13 protein-coding genes are annotated in these 17,746 nt (G+C 69.9%); 4 read left to right on the top strand and 9 right to left on the bottom strand.

The genetic code is table 11. The features are described from left to right. Positions 1-262, bottom strand: a 262-nt coding sequence (locus D7W79_RS22540; protein ID WP_439099221.1) for a carbohydrate-binding protein, incomplete at its 3' end; no start/stop codon positions are given. Positions 263-438: 176 nt separating this feature from the next. On the opposite strand from D7W79_RS22540, the gene D7W79_RS22535 reads away from it, so the two are divergent. Further along, positions 439-1,695, top strand: a complete 1,257-nt coding sequence (locus D7W79_RS22535; protein ID WP_120527450.1) for a GAF domain-containing sensor histidine kinase — start codon at positions 439-441, stop codon at positions 1,693-1,695. Between the two features lie 178 nt (positions 1,696-1,873). Here the strand turns inward: D7W79_RS22535 and D7W79_RS22530 are convergent, their stop codons facing one another. Beyond that, on the bottom strand, positions 1,874-3,052 hold the full coding sequence (locus D7W79_RS22530; RefSeq protein WP_120527449.1) for a glycoside hydrolase family 5 protein: 1,179 nt from the start codon (positions 3,050-3,052) through the stop codon (positions 1,874-1,876). Positions 3,053-3,144: 92 nt separating this feature from the next. Here D7W79_RS22530 and D7W79_RS22525 point away from each other — a divergent pair, with 92 nt between their 5' ends. Continuing rightward, a complete protein-coding gene (locus D7W79_RS22525) occupies positions 3,145-4,140 on the top strand; it encodes a serine/threonine-protein kinase (protein ID WP_120527448.1) in 996 nt (331 codons plus the stop codon). Positions 4,141-4,653: 513 nt separating this feature from the next. On the opposite strand, the gene D7W79_RS22520 is transcribed toward D7W79_RS22525, so the two are convergent. Beyond that, positions 4,654-5,976, bottom strand: coding sequence for a sigma 54-interacting transcriptional regulator (locus D7W79_RS22520; protein ID WP_120527447.1), 1,323 nt, complete (start codon positions 5,974-5,976; stop codon positions 4,654-4,656). Here D7W79_RS22520 and D7W79_RS22515 point away from each other — a divergent pair. Both D7W79_RS22515 and D7W79_RS22510 read left to right on the top strand, forming a co-directional pair. Next, complete coding sequence (locus D7W79_RS22515) at positions 5,975-7,918, top strand: serine/threonine-protein kinase (protein WP_120527446.1); 1,944 nt, start codon at positions 5,975-5,977, stop codon at positions 7,916-7,918. The two genes, D7W79_RS22520 and D7W79_RS22515, sit on opposite strands and share 2 nt — an antisense overlap. Next, entirely contained in the window at positions 7,915-8,874 is a 960-nt protein-coding gene (locus tag D7W79_RS22510) for a PEGA domain-containing protein (protein WP_120527445.1), read from the top strand. Before D7W79_RS22515 ends, D7W79_RS22510 begins: the two co-directional genes overlap by 4 nt. Positions 8,875-8,914: 40 nt before the next feature. On the opposite strand, the gene D7W79_RS22505 is transcribed toward D7W79_RS22510, so the two are convergent. The 6 genes from D7W79_RS22505 to D7W79_RS22480 all read right to left on the bottom strand — a co-directional run bounded on the left by D7W79_RS22505 (position 8,915) and on the right by D7W79_RS22480 (position 17,299). After that, positions 8,915-10,132, bottom strand: coding sequence for a FadR/GntR family transcriptional regulator (locus D7W79_RS22505; protein WP_120527444.1), 1,218 nt, complete (start codon positions 10,130-10,132; stop codon positions 8,915-8,917). 392 nt (positions 10,133-10,524) lie between these two features. Continuing rightward, on the bottom strand, positions 10,525-11,679 hold the full coding sequence (locus D7W79_RS22500; protein ID WP_208729804.1) for a LamG-like jellyroll fold domain-containing protein: 1,155 nt from the start codon (positions 11,677-11,679) through the stop codon (positions 10,525-10,527). A gap of 50 nt (positions 11,680-11,729) precedes the next feature. Further along, complete coding sequence (locus D7W79_RS22495; protein WP_120527442.1) at positions 11,730-13,895, bottom strand: Ig-like domain-containing protein; 2,166 nt, start codon at positions 13,893-13,895, stop codon at positions 11,730-11,732. A 26-nt stretch (positions 13,896-13,921) separates the two neighbouring features. Then, positions 13,922-15,340 (bottom strand): glycosyl hydrolase, encoded by a 1,419-nt coding sequence (locus tag D7W79_RS22490; protein ID WP_147442009.1) that lies wholly within the window; start codon positions 15,338-15,340, stop codon positions 13,922-13,924. Positions 15,341-15,613: 273 nt separating this feature from the next. Next, a complete protein-coding gene (locus D7W79_RS22485) occupies positions 15,614-16,141 on the bottom strand; it encodes a hypothetical protein (RefSeq protein ID WP_120527440.1) in 528 nt (175 codons plus the stop codon). A gap of 144 nt (positions 16,142-16,285) precedes the next feature. After that, the gene (locus D7W79_RS22480) at positions 16,286-17,299 is read right to left on the bottom strand and encodes a hypothetical protein (RefSeq protein WP_120527439.1); all 1,014 of its coding nucleotides are present in this window, start codon (positions 17,297-17,299) and stop codon (positions 16,286-16,288) included. Positions 17,300-17,746: the final 447 nt, after the last annotated feature.

Genomic DNA, 17,746 nt, shown 5'->3' with positions numbered 1-17,746 from the left:
GGGCGGTGGGGGCCTGGGTGTCCGCGGGAGGCGTGCCGGTGCGCTCCAGCCACAGGGCGAGCACGTTGGGCGGCTCCCAACCCACCAGGGACGTGTGGGCCTGCCGGCAGTCGTAGCCCTTGCCGCCATAGGACGCGATGTCGCCCACGGCGTACGCGACGCCCGGGGCCCAGGCCCCCCGGTCCGCGGCCAGGGCCAGGGTGGGCAGGAGCAGCAGGAGCGCGGCGAGGGCCGCGCGGGACGAGGAACGAGGGGGATGCAAGGGGGAAGGCCTCCCGGAAAGGGTCCGGGAGGCAAGGAGGGCGGGCCCCGGGAAAGCGGGTCAAACTCCACAGAGGAATTCTCCAGGCTTCCCCATAAGGTTGGACAGCGAACGGAGGACCTGGCGCTGGGGATGGAGGCGCCCGGTCCCGCACGCCGCGCACTAAAATCGTCCCCATGAAGTTCCTGGGCGAATTGGACGAGGCCTCTCTTGGGCGGACGCAGCGGTGCAACCGCCGCCTCACGGACCCGAACCGCTTGCAGGCCATCCGGGACACCCGGCTGATGGACACGCCGCGGGAAGAGTCCTTTGACCGCCTCGCCCGGCTGGCGGCGCAGCTGCTCAACGTCCCGCTGACGATCATGTCCCTGGTGGACGCGGACCGGCAGTTCTTCAAGGCGGACTTCGGGCTGCCCTCGCCGTTCCGGGAGACCCGGACGCTGCCCATCGACGCGTCGCTGTGCCGCTACACGCTCGAGGGGGACCCCATCATCTCCTCGAACGCGCCCGCCGACCCGTTCCTGAAGTTCCATCCCTCGACGGGGCCCTGGGGCATCGTCGCGCTCATCGTGCTCCCGTTGATCAACTCGGACGGGCACGTGCTGGGGACCTTCTGCTGCATCCAGCCCACGGTGCGCGAGTGGAGCTCGCAGGACCTCACGGTGATGAAGGAGCTGACGGCCTCCATCATGACGGAGATCAACCTGCGCGATCAGATCCAGAAGCTGAGGACGGAGCAGAACTTCCGGGACACGTTCGTCGCGGCGCTCACCCACGACCTGCGCACGCCCCTGACGGCGGCGAAGATGAGCGCGCAGCTGCTGGGCAGGCGCCATGCGGACCTGCCGAACGTGCAGACTTCCGTGTCCCGGGTGACGTCGAGCCTGGACCGCGCGGAGCGGATGATCCAGAACCTGCTGGACGCCAACCGCATCAAGGCCGGCAAGCGGGTGGGGCTGGAGCTGGGCGAGTGCGACCTCCACGCGGTCGTGGCCCAGACCCTGGATGATCTCGCTGCGGTCTATCCGGAGCGCTTCGTCCTGAAGGCGCAAGGCCTGTTCAAGATGCGGGCGGATCCGCTCGGGCTGCGCCGCATCGTGGAGAACCTGGCCTCCAACGCGGCGAAGTACGGCGCGCCGGGCACTCCGATTGAAGTCCGGCTCGACCGGAGCGGGAACCAGGTGATGCTCCAGGTGCGCAACCAGGGCAACCCCATCGCCGCGAACGAGCTGCAGACCATCTTCGAGCCGTTCCACCGCACGCGGTCCGCCACCGAGAGCGCGGAGAAGGGCTGGGGGTTGGGCCTGCCCCTGGTGAGGGGGCTCGCCGAGGCGCACGGAGGGAAGGCCTCCGTGACGAGCTGCGCCGAGGAGGGGACGTGCTTCACCATCACCCTTCCGCTCGACCCGTCGCAGCAGCTCCTGTCGGCCTGAAGGGGATGGCGATACAGGGTGACGAGGAGGACGTCCGCAATGGGGCGCCCTTCAACCCGGGCAGCCAGGCGGAGGAAGTGGCCACGTCCTCGCCGACGCCATCAGCCATCTGGAAGCACTGGCGCGTTGAGGCCCCTGTCCTGCGTCGTGGACAGGGGCTGTCCACACGACAGGACAGTCAGTTCGTCGAACCGCAGTGGCTGTTCCGGTAGTCCCCGGTGAAGGCGCCCAGGGCCGGCTTCTTCTTCGACAGGTTCCACAGCGCCTTGCCGAAGTCCGTCAGGTTGGTGGGCGTGGTCCAGTTGTCCACCGCGTGGAACTGGCCGGAGGTGGTGAGGAAGAAGGTGTCGTCCCAGTTCGGGTTGCCGTGCCACGCGACGATACCGACCCCGTAGGTGGGCGCGTTGTTGAAGGCCACCATGCTGCCCGCCTTCAGCCGGGGCACGTCCGCGTCCGTCTTGTTCCAGCCCGTCTCCCCCACGATGAGCGCCAGGTTCTTGGACTGCACCGACTTCACGTACGCCACGAACTCCGCCGTATGCGGGCTGCTGCCGCCGGCCTCCGCCCATGCGTTGTAGACGTGGATGGAGAAGAGCGTGTTGCACTTGCCGTCCGACAGCTGCGGCCCGTACGTGGGGATGAGGTTGCCCGGCACGCCCCAGCGGTTCCACTCCTGCCCCGCCACGCCGCCGTCGATGACGACGACGTTCTCCGCGCCCGTATTGCGCACCGCCGCACGCAGCGTCCCCAGCACGCTCAGGTAGTCCGTCACCGCCTCGCCCCAGAGGGGCTCGTTGAGCAGGTTGAACCAGACGTAGGTGTTGTTCTTGTACTTCTGCGCGAGCGCCGCCCAGGCGTCCCGCGTCTGGGCCAGCTTCGTGGCGTCCGTCTTCCCGCCGCTCCACACCTTGTCGTGGAACTCGAGCATCACGACGATCTTCTTCGCCGTGAACGCCTGCACGATGCGGTCGATCTTGTCGAAGTTGGGCTTCGACGTGTCGCCGGACACCAGGCCGAAGGTGTTGTACTCCGGGTGCGCCAGCTGCGCGCCGTTGATGCGCACGAGGTTCCAGCCCCACTTCACCGCGGCGTCCGCGCGGTTCTCCGTGTCGCGCTGGAAGAAGTCCCACCCGTCCAGGTTGGCGCCCACCGGATAGAACGTGTTGCCGCTGGGGTCCACGATGTCCTTGCCCACGATGTAGAAGCGGCCCGTGGGGTTGGGCGTCGCGATGGCGGCCTGCGCCACGTCGGCGGCCTCCAGTTCGGGAGTGTCCAGCTCGGGAGTGTCCAGCTCGGGCCCACCGCACGCGGTGAGGCCACAGGCCAGGAGGAGCGACCACTTCAGGGGGCGGAACATGCGTCTGCCTTTCGGGGGTGAGGGGGGGCCTCAGTGTTCGTCACGGCATAAGGCAGCTTCCGTGCCACACGCGGCTGTTAAGGTCCGCGCCCATGCCGCAGGGCCCGAGCCTCGATGACTTCGTCCTCCTCAAGCGCCTGGCACTGGGCGCCATGTCGGAGGTGTTCCTGGCGGAGGTGAAGGGCGGCGTGGGGCCGGACCGGCTGGTGGCGCTCAAGCGGATGCGCCCGGAGGTCGCGGGCGATGACACGTGGGTGCGGCAGTTCCTGGACGAGGCCCACCTCTGCACCCTGCTCCACCACCCGGCGCTCGCGAGGCTGCGGGCCTTCGGGCAGCAGGACGGGCTGCTGTTCCTCGTGTTCGAGTACGTGCACGGCCTCACGCTGGCGCAGCTCCTGGACGCGCGCCGCGCCGCCGGACGGGGTCCCCTGCCGTGGCCCCACGCGGTGCGCATCGCGCTGACCGTGGCGGAGTGCCTGGCCTACCTGCACCCGCTGCGAGGGCGTGACGGACAGCCGCTGGGCCTCATCCACCGCGACCTCCATCCCGGCAACGTGATGCTCTCCGACACCGGCGCGGTGAAGCTGCTGGACCTGGGCATCGCGCGCCGAGCGGGGCGGCTCACCGAGACGCAGCCCGGACAGGTGAAGGTCCGGCTGGAGTACGCCGCGCCGGAGCAGCTCCGCGCCGAGCCGCTGGATGCGCTGACGGACGTGCATGGCCTGGCATTGACGCTCCATGAGCTGCTCACGGGCGAGCCGCCGCTGCGGCGGGACACGCCGGCCGCCACGATGGACGCGGTGCTGACGGAGGTGCCTCGCAAGCCGGGAGGCGTACCCGCTACGCTACAGAAGAGTGTGACGGCGGCGTTGTCCAAGACACCGTCCAAGCGCCCTTCCCTGCTGGAGCTGCGGACCGCGTTGGACCAATCGTTGCGCTCCGGAGCACCGCTGGTCGGCATGCCAGAGCTGGCGGAGCTGGTGGCCCCGTTCCTCCCCGGCACGGGACGGCTGCCCTGGGAGCCGGACCGCTCGCGCGAAGCCGCCACCGCCACGCTCACCGGCAGATCCACGCGCACGAAGGGCTGACGCGTGCCGGAGCGTGGCCGCCATCCGTCACGATGCGTCGCCGGTCCTGCCGCGCGGATCATCGCTGACGGGCTGACACGCTCGGCCTCGGCCCTTCAAACGGTGCGTCGCCGGTCCTGCCGCGCGAATCATCACTGACGGGCTGACACGCTCGGACTCGGCCCTTCAAACGGTGCGTCGCCGGTGCTCCTGCCGCGCGAGTCGTCACTGAAGAGCTGACACGCTCGGACTCGGCCCTTCAAACGGTGCATCGCCGGTGCTCCTGCCGCGCGGATCATCGCTGACGGGCCGATACGCTCGGCCTCGGCCATTCAAACGGTGCGTCGCCGGTTCTGCCGCGCGAATCATCGCCGACGGGCTGACACGCTCGGCTTCGGCCCCTCAAACGGTGCGGCGCCGGTCCTGCCGCGCGGATCATCGCTGACGGGCCGACACGCTCGGGCTCGGCCCTTCAAGGCGTGACGCTTCTCGGGCAGGCCCGCTTCCTCCGCGCCTTCCGTGGAGTGGACGGCGTCAGCTCCCGGCCTTCAGCCCGTAGCGGTGGAGCAGGCCGTGGACATGGCTGCGTGCCAGTCCCGCCGTGCGCGCGACCTCGGAGATGTTGTTGTCGCACTTCGCGAGCAGCGCGGTGAGGTACTCGCGCGTGAAGGCCTCCACCATGTGCTCCTTGGCCTCCTTGAAGGTGAGCGCGCTCAGGTCCTTGGTCGCGGTGACGGCGCTCACCGGCTTCGCGTCCGGCAGCTCCACGTCTCCCGCCGCGAGGACGCGGTGCACGAAGTTGCGCAGCTCGCGCACGTTGCCCGGCCAGTCGTAGCCCACCAGCCGCTGCACCAGCGCCTCCGTCAGCGGGAAGTCCGGATGGCCCGCCTGTTCGAAGACGTGTCGCGCCAGCAGGGGGATGTCCTCCGCCCGTTCCCTCAAGGCGGGGACGCGCACCGGCACCACCGCCAGCCGGTAGTAGAGGTCCGCGCGGAAGCGGCCCGCCGCCACCTCCGCCTTCAGGTCGCGGTGCGTGGCGGCCACCACGCGGACGTCCACGTCGCGCGCGGCGTTGTCGCCCACGCGGCGCACCGTGCCCGACTCCAGCACGCGGAGCAGCTTCGGCTGGAGTTCCAGCGGCAGCTCCCCCACCTCGTCCAGGAACACCGTGCCGCCGTGCGCGTTCACGAGCTGCCCCTGGCGATCCGCGTGCGCCCCGGTGAAGGCGCCCTTCGCGTGGCCGAACAGCTCGCTCTCGATGAGCGACGGAACCACCGCGCCGCAGTCCACGATGACGAACGGCTTCGCCGCGCGGGGCGAGGCCTGATGCAGCGCCTCCGCGAGCAGCTCCTTGCCGGTGCCCGTCTCCCCGAGCAGCAGCACGGAGAATGCAGAGCGCGCGGTGCGCTCCAGCACGCCGAAGAGGCGCTGCATGGCGGCGCTCTGTCCCAGCGCGCGGCCAAAGGACGTACGTGGCACGGGAGTCCCGGCCTCGTCGCTGGCCTCCGGCAGCACGAGCAGGGTCGTCTTGCCCAGCGTGAAGCGGGCCTCGCTGGCGACCGTCACCTCGTGGACGCGCACGCCCAGGGACCACGTGCCGTTGCGCGAGCCTACGTCGCGCACCCGCACGCCCTCCGGCCGGGCCTGCAGTTCCAGATGCACGCGCGACACCGTCGGGTCGCTCAGCTTGAGGCCCCCTTCGACCTGGGTGCCCACGAGCAGCGTGCCTTCGAGAAGGACGTCCCGGCGAGCATCGGGGCCTGTTTCCACCACCACCCGGAAGCGGGGGCCATGGGGTTCAGGTCGCCCCTCCGCCAGGGCACCAGGGGAGAGCGGCTCGGTGGAGGAAGCACCCATGGGTTATGGCAACATAGGGCCGCCCATGGCGCTCCACAAGCAACCCTCACCGTGCGCCACCTGTGGGCTACCCCTTCCCTTCGCGGGCGCGCCTTGCGCGGAGTGCACCGTCATCACCCAGCACGCGGGCGAGGCCGGATGGACCGCGCGGACGTCGACCCGCCCGCCGCTCAAGACGGGCGATCTGCTGGAGGGCAAGTGGCGGATGGAGGAGCTGTTGGGCGCGGGCGGCATGGGTCAGGTGTACCGGGCGCTGGACGTGGCGCTCGAGCGGACCGTGGCCATCAAGCTGCTGCACGAAGCGCTGTGTGAGGATCCGGAGAGCGTGGCGCGCTTCGAGCGGGAGGCGCGCGCGATGGCGCGGCTGGAGCATCCGCACATCACGCCCATCCACGCGGTGGGACAGGAGCGCGGCCGGCCCTTCATCGTGATGAAGCACCTGGAGGGAATGTCACTCGCCCGTTACCTGAAGTCGGTGCCGGGCCCGCTGCCCGTGGCGGAGGTGCTCGCGCTGGCGCGGCAGGTGTGCGCGGGCTTGGACTTCATCCACCAGCGCGGGTGCGTGCACCGCGACATCAAGCCCGGCAACGTCTTCCTGTCGCCTGGAGGGCGCGCGACGCTGCTCGACTTCGGCATCCTCTGGGAGCACCGGGGAGACGAGGCCACCCGCAGCGGTCTGCGGCTGGGCACGCCCAGCTACATGGCACCGGAGCAGGCACGGGGTGAGCCCGTGAGCGGGCGCGCGGACCTGTATTCACTGGGCCTGGTGTTGCTGGAGATGTTGACGGGCCTGCCGCCGTCGAGCACCTGCCGATTGCTGGGCGAAGGCCCCCGGCACGCGGCGCAGGCGATCCGTGAGCAGGCCCCGTGGCTGTCATTGCCGCTGGCGGAGGTGCTCGTGCAGGCCACCGCGATGGATCCGGAGCAACGCCACGCGGGGGCACTCGCGCTGCTGGCGGCGCTGGAGGAAGCGGCGCGAGTGAACGTGGAGCAGCCGGAGGCCGCTGTCCCCGCGCGAGCACCCGAGGTGCGAGGAAAGCGCTGGCGTTCGCTCCTGCTGACGGCGCTCGGTGGAGCGAGCGTGGGTGCGTTGTTGTTCGGAATGCTGGCGCTCCAGCAGGAGCCCCCCAGTGCAGCCCATGCCGTGACCGCATCGAGCCCCAAACCAACCGCGCCCGTCAGCGCCGCAGCGGCCACCGGGACCGCGGACACCTCCGCCCTCGACGATGCCGCCGCCCGAAAGAGTACTGGCACAACGCCCACACCCGCGACGCGCACCGAGTCCACCACGCTCACCGCGAACGCTCCCGCCACGCTCACTACGCACGCGGAGGCTCCCACCACAACCGGCGCGGGCACAACGCCCACACCCTCGACGCGCACCGAGTCCACCACGCTCACCGCGAACGCGAACGCTCCCGCCACAACCCGCGCTGGCACGGTGCCCCTACCGGAGGCGCGCACCGGGTCCAGCACGCTTACCGCGCACGCGGACACTCCCGCCACAAACGGCGCTGGCACTGTGCCCCCACCGGAGGCGCGCATCGCGTCCAACGCCTCACATGGAAGCACATCCGGCATTGAGCAGGAGACGGGTAGCACAACAGGGCTTCCATCGGAGCCGCACGCCGGGCCCGCCACGAAGACACCGCTTCGCCGGAGCAGAAGCCAGACACGGCCGTTGACGGCCAGCGCGAAGCAGCCCTCCGCACAGGCGCAGGCTCGCGGCGAGCTGCGCGTGGTGACGGTGTACGACGGCAAGACGGTCTGGGCCGACGTCAACGTGGACGGCAAGCACCTGGGTGCGACGCCTCTGTCCCTCGACCTCCCCGGTGGACGGCACTCCGTCCGCGTGACGCGCGACGGCTTCCAGACGGAGCAGCGGCAGGTGGACGTCGCTCCGGGCACCAAGGCCGTGGTCCGCATCGAGCTTCGTCCATGAGCGCGCCCCAGGTGGTGATGTCGTTGCTCCTCGCCGCCGCAGACCCCGTCGCGGAGAACCGCGACCTGGACGCCGCGCTTCAATCCCTCTCCGAAGCGGACTTCGAGGCCGCGCTCGCCCACGTTGAAACCGGACTCCGGCAGGCCCGCGACGAAGCGCACGTCGCGCAACTGCGCCTCGTGCAGGGCGAGGTCTACGCGGCGCTCCGTCAGTACGCCAAGATGGAGACCGCCTTCGCACGGGCGCTCGAAGCCAACCCGGACGCCCGCCTGGACCCGGAGCGCGTGCAGCCCAACGTCGTCGCCCGCCTCGAAAGCCTGCGCGGCAGCCTCCAAGGCACACTGTCCGTCGACGTCGACCCCGCCGGAGCGGAGGTGCGGCTCGACGGACGTGCACTGGGACCGGCGCCCTGGAGGGGCCCGGTCCCCATTGGCACCCATACGCTGGAGGTGGGCCCCAACCTCACCCCCTTCCAGGTCAAGGTCCGCCCGAGCCAGACAGAGCAGGTGCGCGTCGTCCTTCCGGCGGCGCCCGCCACCCGGTCCTTCTTCTCCTCCCTCGCGCTCAGCGCACAGCTCCGAGCCGCCTTCGGCCTGTCTCCCACGTCCGGGGCCGGACTGGAGGCCGGTGCGCGGCTCTCAGGGACGTATGTCTTTGGCGAGCTCAACGCCACGGCGGGAGGCCGTTTCGGCGCCGCCGCTCGCCTGGGGGCCCAGGCCCCGAGGCTCCTGGGCCCCGTGACCCTCTCACTGTCCCTGGATGGCTATGCCCTGGGCGGCCCCGCGCTGTTCGGCGGCGGCCTGTCCGCGGGCGCGAGCCTGCCCCTCTCCACGAAGTTCGACGTCTTCGCGGAACTGAGCGGACGCTGGCTGCCGTCGAGCACCGACTACCAGGGCACGCACCTGCTGGGCGTCACCGGACTGCGCTTCACGCCTGGCGGCCAGGCAGGTCGTTAGGAGTCCTGGGCGACAGGACGCGAAGGACGACTGTCGCCGCTCACGAAGCAGGTGGCCTCAGGGAACGGGTAGCGAAGCACCAGAGGCGCAGAGCCCACCGGACCAAGAAGCCCTGGATGCCGGGAAGCGGTCCGCCGTCCTTGTTCACCGTCACACGGGTTTGTCCGCCGGAGCCAGTGGGGGGAGGCTCGGACTGGAGGACCTCTTCCGGAGACGAAGCATCCCAACCTGCCCGACAGTCGGACAGGGCTCCAAGGGCCACGCCCGGCACGTCCTCCCCAGCGCGCTCATCCTCGGGCTCGCCTGGGGTGAGCCCTGAGGCGGCTGGGAAACCCGGCGTCCCGTGGTCCCGCTCCACAGGGAGGGGCTCGTCGTGAGGGCTGGGTGCAACCCCAAGCGCCTCAGCGTCGGTAGCGGCTGGCGCGAGGCGGCCGAGGTCCCGCTCCTCGACGCAGGGACGTTCCGCAAGTGCCTCATCGCGCTTGCTGGCTGACTCGGGGGTGCCGAGGAAGCACTCCTGGACGTGCGGAGCTTCGGGAGACGCATGCGCATGGGGAGCAGGAGCGAAGGCGTCCAGCACGCGCTCATCGCACGCCTTCAGCAGCGCTGGCAGATCGCGCTGGAGCGTTCGTGCGTCGCGGTCGGACAGGGCATGCATCGCGCACATGGCCCACTCGCGCAGCGACTCGCCACCCATGAAGGACAGCAGCCGGGCTGCGTTACCCCGCATGGCGCGTTGTAGCGACTGAATGAGGAGCACGTGCCCGGGACGGGCCACCGCTTGGGCCGCCAGCCGCAGCAACTCGAATTCCAGCTGCGCGCAACGCTCCCCAGGATGCCAGCGCGCCGCGTCCCAGAGATTGAAGCAGGTGTCCTCCAGCAGGCGCAGGTCAGCATCGGAGGCACTCGCGCAGCAGTCGACCAGCAGCTCCACCAGGACCTGCCGCTTGAGGCTGAAGAAGCCCTCCAGGAGCCGCCGGCACTCCTCGGAGCGCTCGTCATGCAGCGCCAGGCTCAGGTTCTCCAGCGTCAGCGACTCATCCAGCGCCACCGCGCGCGTCACACGCCCGGGACGCTGCACCACCAGGCCTCGCGCCGCCAGCCGCCGCAGCGCCTCGCGCACCGTGCTTCGGCTCACTCCGTAACGACGCGCCAGCACGTACTCCGAACCCAGCTGCCCGTTCCTCGGCAGCCGCCTCAGCGAAATCTCGCGCTCCAGCTGTTCCTCTACATACGCAACGAGCCCCACCTGCACCATCACCGTCCCCCTCCTCGTCCAATCCTCGCCCATCCAACCAGACGGGTCTGACATGGATGCGAGGCACACCGTTCTCTCCAACTGCCGGGCCGACGTGCCTTCGGCCCCAGGTGGTGAAAACCTGTCCGACAGTCAGGCAGGTTTGATGGACACGCGGGCCCACCCTCGTCTCCAACTACCGGGCCGGCGCGCCCTTCGGCGCCATGCAGCGCCAACCTGTCCGACAGTCGGACAGGTTTGGCGGAGCCGGGCTCCTGGTGGGCGCCTCTGTCGGTGGCCCCACCTTGGCGCCCGCTCCAGCGCCACGTCGCGGCCCACCCCTGCGCTCCGCGAGGTGCGCGTCCTCGCGGAGACCTTCGGGTCCCGGGATGGGTTGACCGGCTGCTGGCGGCCTACCTGGCTCGCCTGCGGCGAAGCCAGACGCCCAGGAGTGCCGGCAGCGCCAGGACCGCTCCCGGAGCGGAGGTGCATCCCAGGTCCGTCGTCCACGGCCCGCCTCCATTGTCCTCCGAAGGCTGCGCTTCCACGTCCACCGTCAGCGACGCGGGAAGGAAGTCCGCGTGCGACGCCTCCCATGTCACCGTCCCCGCCGCCCCCTGTGGCCGGAAGTACACGCGCCGCTCGGAAGCTCCCGTGGGCAACACCACCCGCGTCACCGGCGAATCGCAGTCAGCCTCCGCATGGAAGCGACCCGCGCCACCCTGCACCGCCAGCGCCACGTCGGCGTCATAGGGCGCGGGCGCTGGTGCTCCCGTGGAGGACGCGCGCAGTGACAGGTCCACCGCGAGACAGTCCTTCGCTCCCTCCGTCACCGGCCGGCGCAATTCCAGACGGCTGGCCATGGGCGCGTTTGAAACGCGCACGTCGTCGAAGTCCAGGGAGCCGGTGAAGGTGCCTGTGTCACTCCACGGCTCGCCCACCATCACCGTGTCCACCACGTTGGCGTCATCGCGCAGATCCAGGCCGGTCAATCCGGAGCCCTGCTCGACACCATCCACCCACAGCCGGGCTTCCGCGGACGCGGTCCCCAGTCCCCGGACGCGCAGCTCGACGAGGGACCAGCGCTCCGCCTCCACCTTCGCGCCGTGAAGGCTGACATAGGTCCGGCTCGCTCCGTTGCGCAACGACAGCTCCCAGCCGGGCCCCGGTGCCAACAGCCGCAACTCCACCAACGCCGGCAGCCCCTGCATGACCACCGCGCTCCCCACCGCGCCCACGGCCCGCATCCGCAGCCAGGTGCGCACGTGGACCTCCGACGTCAATGGGGTCACGTTGGCGTGGATACTGGCCTGGGAGCCCGACGCCGTGGCGCGGTCCACCACCGTGAGCCCAAAGCGCCCCCGGTGCGCTCCCGCCGCCCCGTTGGTGAGCGTGTTGGCTCCCACCACGCCCGAGTCGTCCCACCGCCCCGGAGGCGTGTCCTCCGGGAGCAGCGTCCCCGTCTCGAAGTTGTCCGCGAACCCCTCGGACGCCCGGGCGGGCAGGAACGGCAGGAGCAGACAGCCCGCCAGCACCCCACTCCAGACCCTGGCCCTTCCCGCGCGCATCGGCTTGAAGTCTATCAGCATGACGTGTGGGAAGGGCCCCGGTCCTCCGGCTAGCGGAACACCGTCAGGTCCACTCGGTCCGCGTTGAGCGTGTACCCGGACGACGCCGCGTTCTTGCGGCCCGACACCTTGACGGTCAGCGTGTGCGTCCCGCCGGTCAGCACCGCGCTGGACCACAAGAGCTTCTGCTCCTGGCGCGTGGCCGAATAGAAGTCCACGTCCACCGCCGTGCCCCCATCAATGGACACCGATGCGATGCCGTGGTGCGACGCCACCGAGCCGTACAGCTTCGCCTGCGTGCCGTTGAAGCGCACCACATAGGTGGAGTTGGTCGTCGCGGAGAAGTGGTCATCGCTCTGGAACTTGCCCGTGCCGGTGCCCGCCTCCCAGGTGCCCGTGTACTCGAACTGCTCCAGGCCGGTGCCCACCACGCTGTCGTTGAGTTGGACCGTGGTCGTCGTCTGGGTCGCCGCCGTCACCGACACGGCCGCGCTGGAGCCCACGTTGTTGGCCGCGTCGTACGCCTTCACCACCAGCGAGTGCGTCCCGGCGGTGGCGGTCCAGGTGAAGGAATAGGGCGAGGTCGTGTCCTCAGCCGCCTTCTGGCCGTCCACGTACAGCTCCGTCTTCACCACGCCGACGTTGTCGCTGGCCGTCGCCTGCACCGTCACGTTCCCCACCGCCACCGTGCCGCCGGTGGGCTGGGTGATGCTCGCGGTGGGCGCCGTGGTGTCGCCCTGCTCCGCCGTCGTCACGTCCACGCGGTCCGCGTTGAGCGTGTAGCCAGAGGACGCCGCGTTCTTGCGGCCCGACACCTTGACGGTGAGCGTGTGCGCTCCGGAGGTCAGCGTCGCGCTGGTGAAGAGCAGCTTCTGGTCCTGGCGCGTGGCGGAATAGAAGTCCACGTCCACCGCCGCGCCGCTGTCCACGGACACGGTCGCGATGCCGTGGTGCGACGCCACGGAGCCATACAGCTTCGCCTGCGTGCCATTGAAGCGGACGACGTAGGTGGAGTTGGTGGTGGCGGAGTAGTGGTCATCCCCCTGGAACTTCTCCGCGCCCGTGCCGGCCTCCCAGGTGCCCGTGTACTGGAACTGCCCGGTGCCCGTGCCGACGGTGTTGTCATTGAGCTGCACGGTGCTGCCCGTGGGCGGGGGCGGCGTGGACGGCAGGGGGAAGTCCTTGATCATCGGCATCATCGGGTCGTCCGGCCCGAAGGTCAGCTCGCAGCCGGACGGCGTGACGGGGCTCCAGTTCCAGACGAGCACCGCCGCCGCTCGGCCGGAGATGTACTGCTGGAACTTCTGGCGCATGGCGTCCCGGCGCCCCGTGCGCGACGTGCGGCACCCGCTGACGCCGGAGATGATGCCCGTCTCACCGATGATGAGCGGCTTGTTCAGCCCGTCCATCGCGCGCAGGGCCGGCGCGAAGTGCGGCGACACGATGGTGTTGCCGTCGTTGTAGTCGTAGTCGTACTCGTGCAGCGAGCCCACGTCGACGTTGGGCACGTTGTGGATGTCCTTGAAGCCCGCCTCACCGCCGTAGGCCCAGGGCGCCCACGCGCCGGAGCTGACCAGGTGGTTCGGGTCGATGCCCTTGATGGTGGTGCTGACGTCGTTGAAGAACGCCTTGATGGTGGCGTTGTCCGCATCGCCCGGCTCGTTGAGCAGCTCCCACATGCCCACCGCCGCGCTGTTCTTGAACTGCGTGACGACCTGGCGCACCCAGGGCAGGTAGTTCGTCTTGTAGCCGCTGGCGTACCACACGGGGTACTTGCCGCTGCCGTCACTGCCCTTGTAGCCGTCCCACTCGCCGCAGTAACTGCGGCCGTCCGCGAGCGACAGGATGAGCTTCTGGTTGTACCTCTCCGCCGCGGCGACCACCTTCTGGATGCGCGCCAGCCCTGACGGCTGGAAGCCCCAGGTGCGCACCAGGCTGTTGGGCCGCAGGCCCGCGAAGAAGGCGTCCAGCTGCGCGTCGGTGGGCGTGGCGCCACAGCCCGTCAGCGTGAACGCATCCACGCCCACCATCTGGTACGGCGCGCCGTTCAGGTACAACTGCGCACCCTGGCGGTAGAGGAAGTTGGCGGGGACCGCCAGCTCGGAGGTGCTGGAGGTGAGCCCCTCTTCGCCCTCCTCCGGCAACCCGTTGCAGGCGGCCAGCAGGGACAGCGAGAAGAGCCCGAGGAGACGGCGGGCGGAAGAATGGATTCGCATGTGTTGGATTCCTGGAAGGGGTTCACTCAGAACAGCTGCTGGTACTTCGCCGCCGAGTTGGGCATGCGGGTGTTCGGATTGAGGATCCACCGGCCGTTGTCCCGGTCCACGTTGAAGAGGGACTCGTAGAGGACCTTGCCGGCGCCGGTGCCACCGTTCGTCTTGAAGAAGTTGAACATCTGCTCGATGAACACGGGCGAGTCGCCGTTGTCCGCGTTGCCGCTCCACTCGGAGATGGCGAGCGGCAGGCCCACGCTCTTCGCGAACTCGAGGTGCTTCGCCAGGCCCTTGGGCGCGCCGTAGCCGTCCGTCTGCTGGATGGCGTTGTTCCAGTCCGCCACCGTCGCGACGTAGGGGTACTGGTTGTAGTAGTCCACGCTCATCACATCGACGTACGCGGCGCCGGGGAAGGTCTTGCGCCAGTCGATGCCGGAGTTCACGGACTCGCGGTTGACGCTGAACACCAGCTTCGCGGCGGGGAAGAGCTCCTTCTGCAGCGCGCGGTAGCGCTTCCACGCGGCGATGAAGGCCGTGGCGTTGCTGGAGTTGACCTTCCAGGGGTACCAGTCGCCGTTCATCTCATGGGCGAAGCGGATGTAGACGGTGCCCGGGCGGGTGCCCCACTTCGTCTTCAGGGCGGTGAGCGACTGGCGCCAGCGCGCGTCGTAGGCGCCGGTCGCCGCGGAGCCCCAGGACTCGGTGTCGCTGATGGCGCCCACGGCGATGTCCAGGCTCTGCTGCCAGGTGGCGAACTCGCCGCCGGAGGACAGCTGGCCCAGGCTCACGGAGGCGCTGTTGTTGTCCGCCCAGGTGGCGGCGAGCGTCACGGGCGTACCGCGCCAGGTGCCGAACGCGCCGGACGCCACGCCCGTGCCGGAGGCGCCGGAGAGCCACGGGCCGGACGTGCCGGTGCCGCCGCCGGTGCCCACCGTGAACGCCAGCCCCGAGCCGTCGCGCCAGACGCTGGAGGCGTCCTCCCACGTCGGATAGGCCTCCCAGGTGCCCAGCGGATCCGCGGAGGCGATCACGCGCGTCGCGGTGAGCGTCACGCTCTCGCCGGGCTGGAGGGTGCGGTTGGTGATGCGCGGCGTGAGGTCATAGAACGGGCCACCCGCGTGCGTGCCACCCGGGGCGCGCGACGTGAGGACGATGTTCTTCGCGGTGACGGCGGTGGTGCCGTTGTTCTTGTAGGTGACGCTGGCGCTCAGCGTCTGGCCGCGCTCCAGCGAGGTGTCCACCACGGAGATGGACGTGGTGATGGTGAGCGCGCCGGAGGTCTCCACCGCGGCGGACGCGGTAGCGAGGGAGGGCGCGGAGTCATCCATGGGAGCGGACTCGTCCATGGGGCCGCCACAGGCGGTGGACAGGGCGAGCAGTGCCGCGGTCACGAGGCCGGTGAGACCGGCGCGTGAGAAGGAGGTGTAACGACGTGCGAGGAGAGACACGGAATGCCTTTCAGGACAGGAGGGGAGACGTGCTGCCTCCTCCGCCCTGAGCAATGGCTGTGCCGGACCTGCTTCCTTGGAAATCCCGGGACTTCCGGACGCCTGAAGCGCTCCGCCCCGGGGGCGCTGACCTCTTGAGAGGACAGGACCTGTCCTCTCGACAGGACAGGGGGTGTGTCGCGGTTGCTTGCGTGGCCTGCGCTCCAGCGGTCGCCGTAGGACAGGAAGCGTGCGCGCACCGCACGTGTGCCTTGCAGCGGGGCTGTGGGTGCACTAGCCATCGGGGGACGAGGGCCGACGGCGCCGACCGCTCGGGTCCTCCGAGGATGATTTTATGGCCCAGCGCCACCCGACCCGACCTTCCGCATCCCCTGATTCGTCCAAGTCCCGCACCACCGCTGGCAAGGCCGCCACGAAGCCCGGGGGCCGTCCCGCCGGGGGCAAGGCTCCTGCCCCGGCGAAGAAGGCCGGGGTCGCGAAGCCGGTGGCGCAGGCGCTGAAGACCGCGGCCTCGAAGCTGAAGCAGGCCGCGAAGGCGGTGAAGAGCGCAGCGACGAAGAAGCCCGCGGCGAAGGCACCGGCCCCCAAGGCAAAGCCTGACGCGAAGCCCACCGCGAAGACGTCCACCGCGAAGGCCGCAGCTGCGCAGAAGGCTCCTGCCGCGAAGTCCGCACCCGCGCAGAAGGCTCCTGCCGCGAAGTCCGGAGCGCAGGCTCCGAAGGCTTCCGCCGCGAAGTCCGCACCCGCGCAGAAGGCTCCTGCTGCGAAGTCCGCCGCGCAGGCTTCGAAGTCCTCCGTCACGAAGCCCGGTGCTCAGGCCCCGAAAACTTCCGCTGCGAAGTCCGGTGCACCGGCACCGAAGACGTCCGCCACGAAGCCCGCCGCGCAGGCTCCGAAGACGTCCGCCGCGCAGGCTCCGCAGGCCCCTGCCGCGAAGTCGGGTGCTCAGGCGTCGAAGACGCCCGCTGCGAAGTCCGCCGAGCAGACTCCAAAGGCTCTTGCCGCGAAGCCGGGTGCACAGGCTCCGAAGACTCCCGCTACGAAGTCCGCAGAGCAGACTCCGAAGGCTCCTGCCGCGAAGCCGGGTGTGCAGGCTTCGAAGACGCCCGCTGCGAAATCCGCCGACACGGCTCCGAAGACGCCTGTCATGAAGCCCGCTGCACAGACGCCGAAGGCACCTGCTGCAGAAGCTCCGAAGGTCTCCGCTGAGAAGTCCGCCGAGCAGGCTCCGAAGGCTCCTGCTTCGGCCCCCGAGGAGATCAAGCAGACTCCGAAGTCTTCTGCCTCAAAGGCATCCAGCTCGAAGGCAACCGCACAGGCCTCTCTCGCACTCGAGGCAACGGGAGCGCCGACCGAACCGGCTTCGAAGGCTTCCACGTCAAAGCCTGCTGGACGGGCCCCCAAGGCTTCCGAGGCGGAGCCCGCGTCGACGGAGGAGAACCCGAAGGCTTCCGCATCGAAGACCTCCGGACGCTCCTCCAAGGCGCCCTCGTCAGAGCCCGCGTCGACGGAGGAGAACCCGAAGGCTTCCGCATCGAGAACCACCGGACGGTCTTCCCAGGATTCTGCCGCAAAGCCCGCGTCGACGGAGGAGAGCCCGAAGGCTTCTGCGTCGAAGACTTCCGGACGCTCCTCCAAGGCGCCCTCGGCAGAGCCCGCGTCGACTGAGGAGAACCCGAAGTCTTCCGCATCGAAGACCACCGGGCAGTCTTCCCAGGCTTCTGCGGCAGAGCCCACGTCGACCGAGGAGAGCCCGAAGGCGGCAGAGTCGAAGACCGCCGGACAGTCCTCCAAGGCCCCTGCGTCGACCGAGGAGAGCCCGAAGGCTGCCACGTCGAAGACCGCTGGACGGTCCTCCAAGGCCCCTGCGACAGAGCCCGCGTCGACGGAGGAGAGCCCGCAGGCTTCCGAATCGAAGCCCGCTGAACAGCTGCCGGAGGCACCCTCGGCGGAGCCCACGTCGGGCGGCGAGCCCCTGAAGGCTTCCGCACTGGAGCCTTCCGAGCAGTCCGCTCAAGCTCCCGAGCCGACCGCATCGGCCGCGGAGACGGCTGAGCCGAAGACGGGCGCCAGCGAGGCCCCTTCGAAGCGCGCGGGAAAGACGCCCAAGGGGTCCTCCGCGAAGAAGGCCTCTGCCGAAGCGGCCTCCGCCCCGCAGGAGGCTCCGGCGTCTTCACCTTCGGAGAGCACCTCGGAGCCCACTGCGCAGGCGGAGACGGGCTCGATCGACGCAGCTCCTGCCAGCACCGTGGAAGGAACACCTCCCTCCACGGAGACGGCCCCCTCCGAAGCTCCCTCGCGCAAGGCCTCGGGTCGCGGCGCGAAGCGGAAGTCCTCCGATGCCGAAGCCGCTCCCGCTGAACCCTCGGCCGCTCCGGAAGAGACGCCCCCCCCTCCCGCCTCCAG

The organism is Corallococcus exercitus (assembly GCF_003611585.1).
In the GTDB taxonomy this organism is placed as follows: domain Bacteria; phylum Myxococcota; class Myxococcia; order Myxococcales; family Myxococcaceae; genus Corallococcus; species Corallococcus exercitus.
Note: the sequence above shows the minus strand (reverse complement) of the source record. Positions and strands in the feature narration are given on the sequence as shown.

Excerpts from the sequence above, each read along its gene's own strand:
- D7W79_RS22535 (WP_120527450.1), top strand. The coding sequence starts at position 439 with ATGAAGTTCCTGGGCGAATTGGACGAGGCCTCTCTTGGGCGGACGCAG.
- D7W79_RS22530 (WP_120527449.1), bottom strand. The coding sequence starts at position 3,052 with ATGTTCCGCCCCCTGAAGTGGTCGCTCCTCCTGGCCTGTGGCCTCACC.
- D7W79_RS22525 (WP_120527448.1), top strand. The coding sequence starts at position 3,145 with ATGCCGCAGGGCCCGAGCCTCGATGACTTCGTCCTCCTCAAGCGCCTG.
- D7W79_RS22515 (WP_120527446.1), top strand. The coding sequence starts at position 5,975 with ATGGGTTATGGCAACATAGGGCCGCCCATGGCGCTCCACAAGCAACCC.
- D7W79_RS22520 (WP_120527447.1), bottom strand. The coding sequence starts at position 5,976 with ATGGGTGCTTCCTCCACCGAGCCGCTCTCCCCTGGTGCCCTGGCGGAG.
- D7W79_RS22510 (WP_120527445.1), top strand. The coding sequence starts at position 7,915 with ATGAGCGCGCCCCAGGTGGTGATGTCGTTGCTCCTCGCCGCCGCAGAC.
- D7W79_RS22505 (WP_120527444.1), bottom strand. The coding sequence starts at position 10,132 with ATGGTGCAGGTGGGGCTCGTTGCGTATGTAGAGGAACAGCTGGAGCGC.
- D7W79_RS22500 (WP_208729804.1), bottom strand. The coding sequence starts at position 11,679 with ATGCGCGCGGGAAGGGCCAGGGTCTGGAGTGGGGTGCTGGCGGGCTGT.
- D7W79_RS22495 (WP_120527442.1), bottom strand. The coding sequence starts at position 13,895 with ATGCGAATCCATTCTTCCGCCCGCCGTCTCCTCGGGCTCTTCTCGCTG.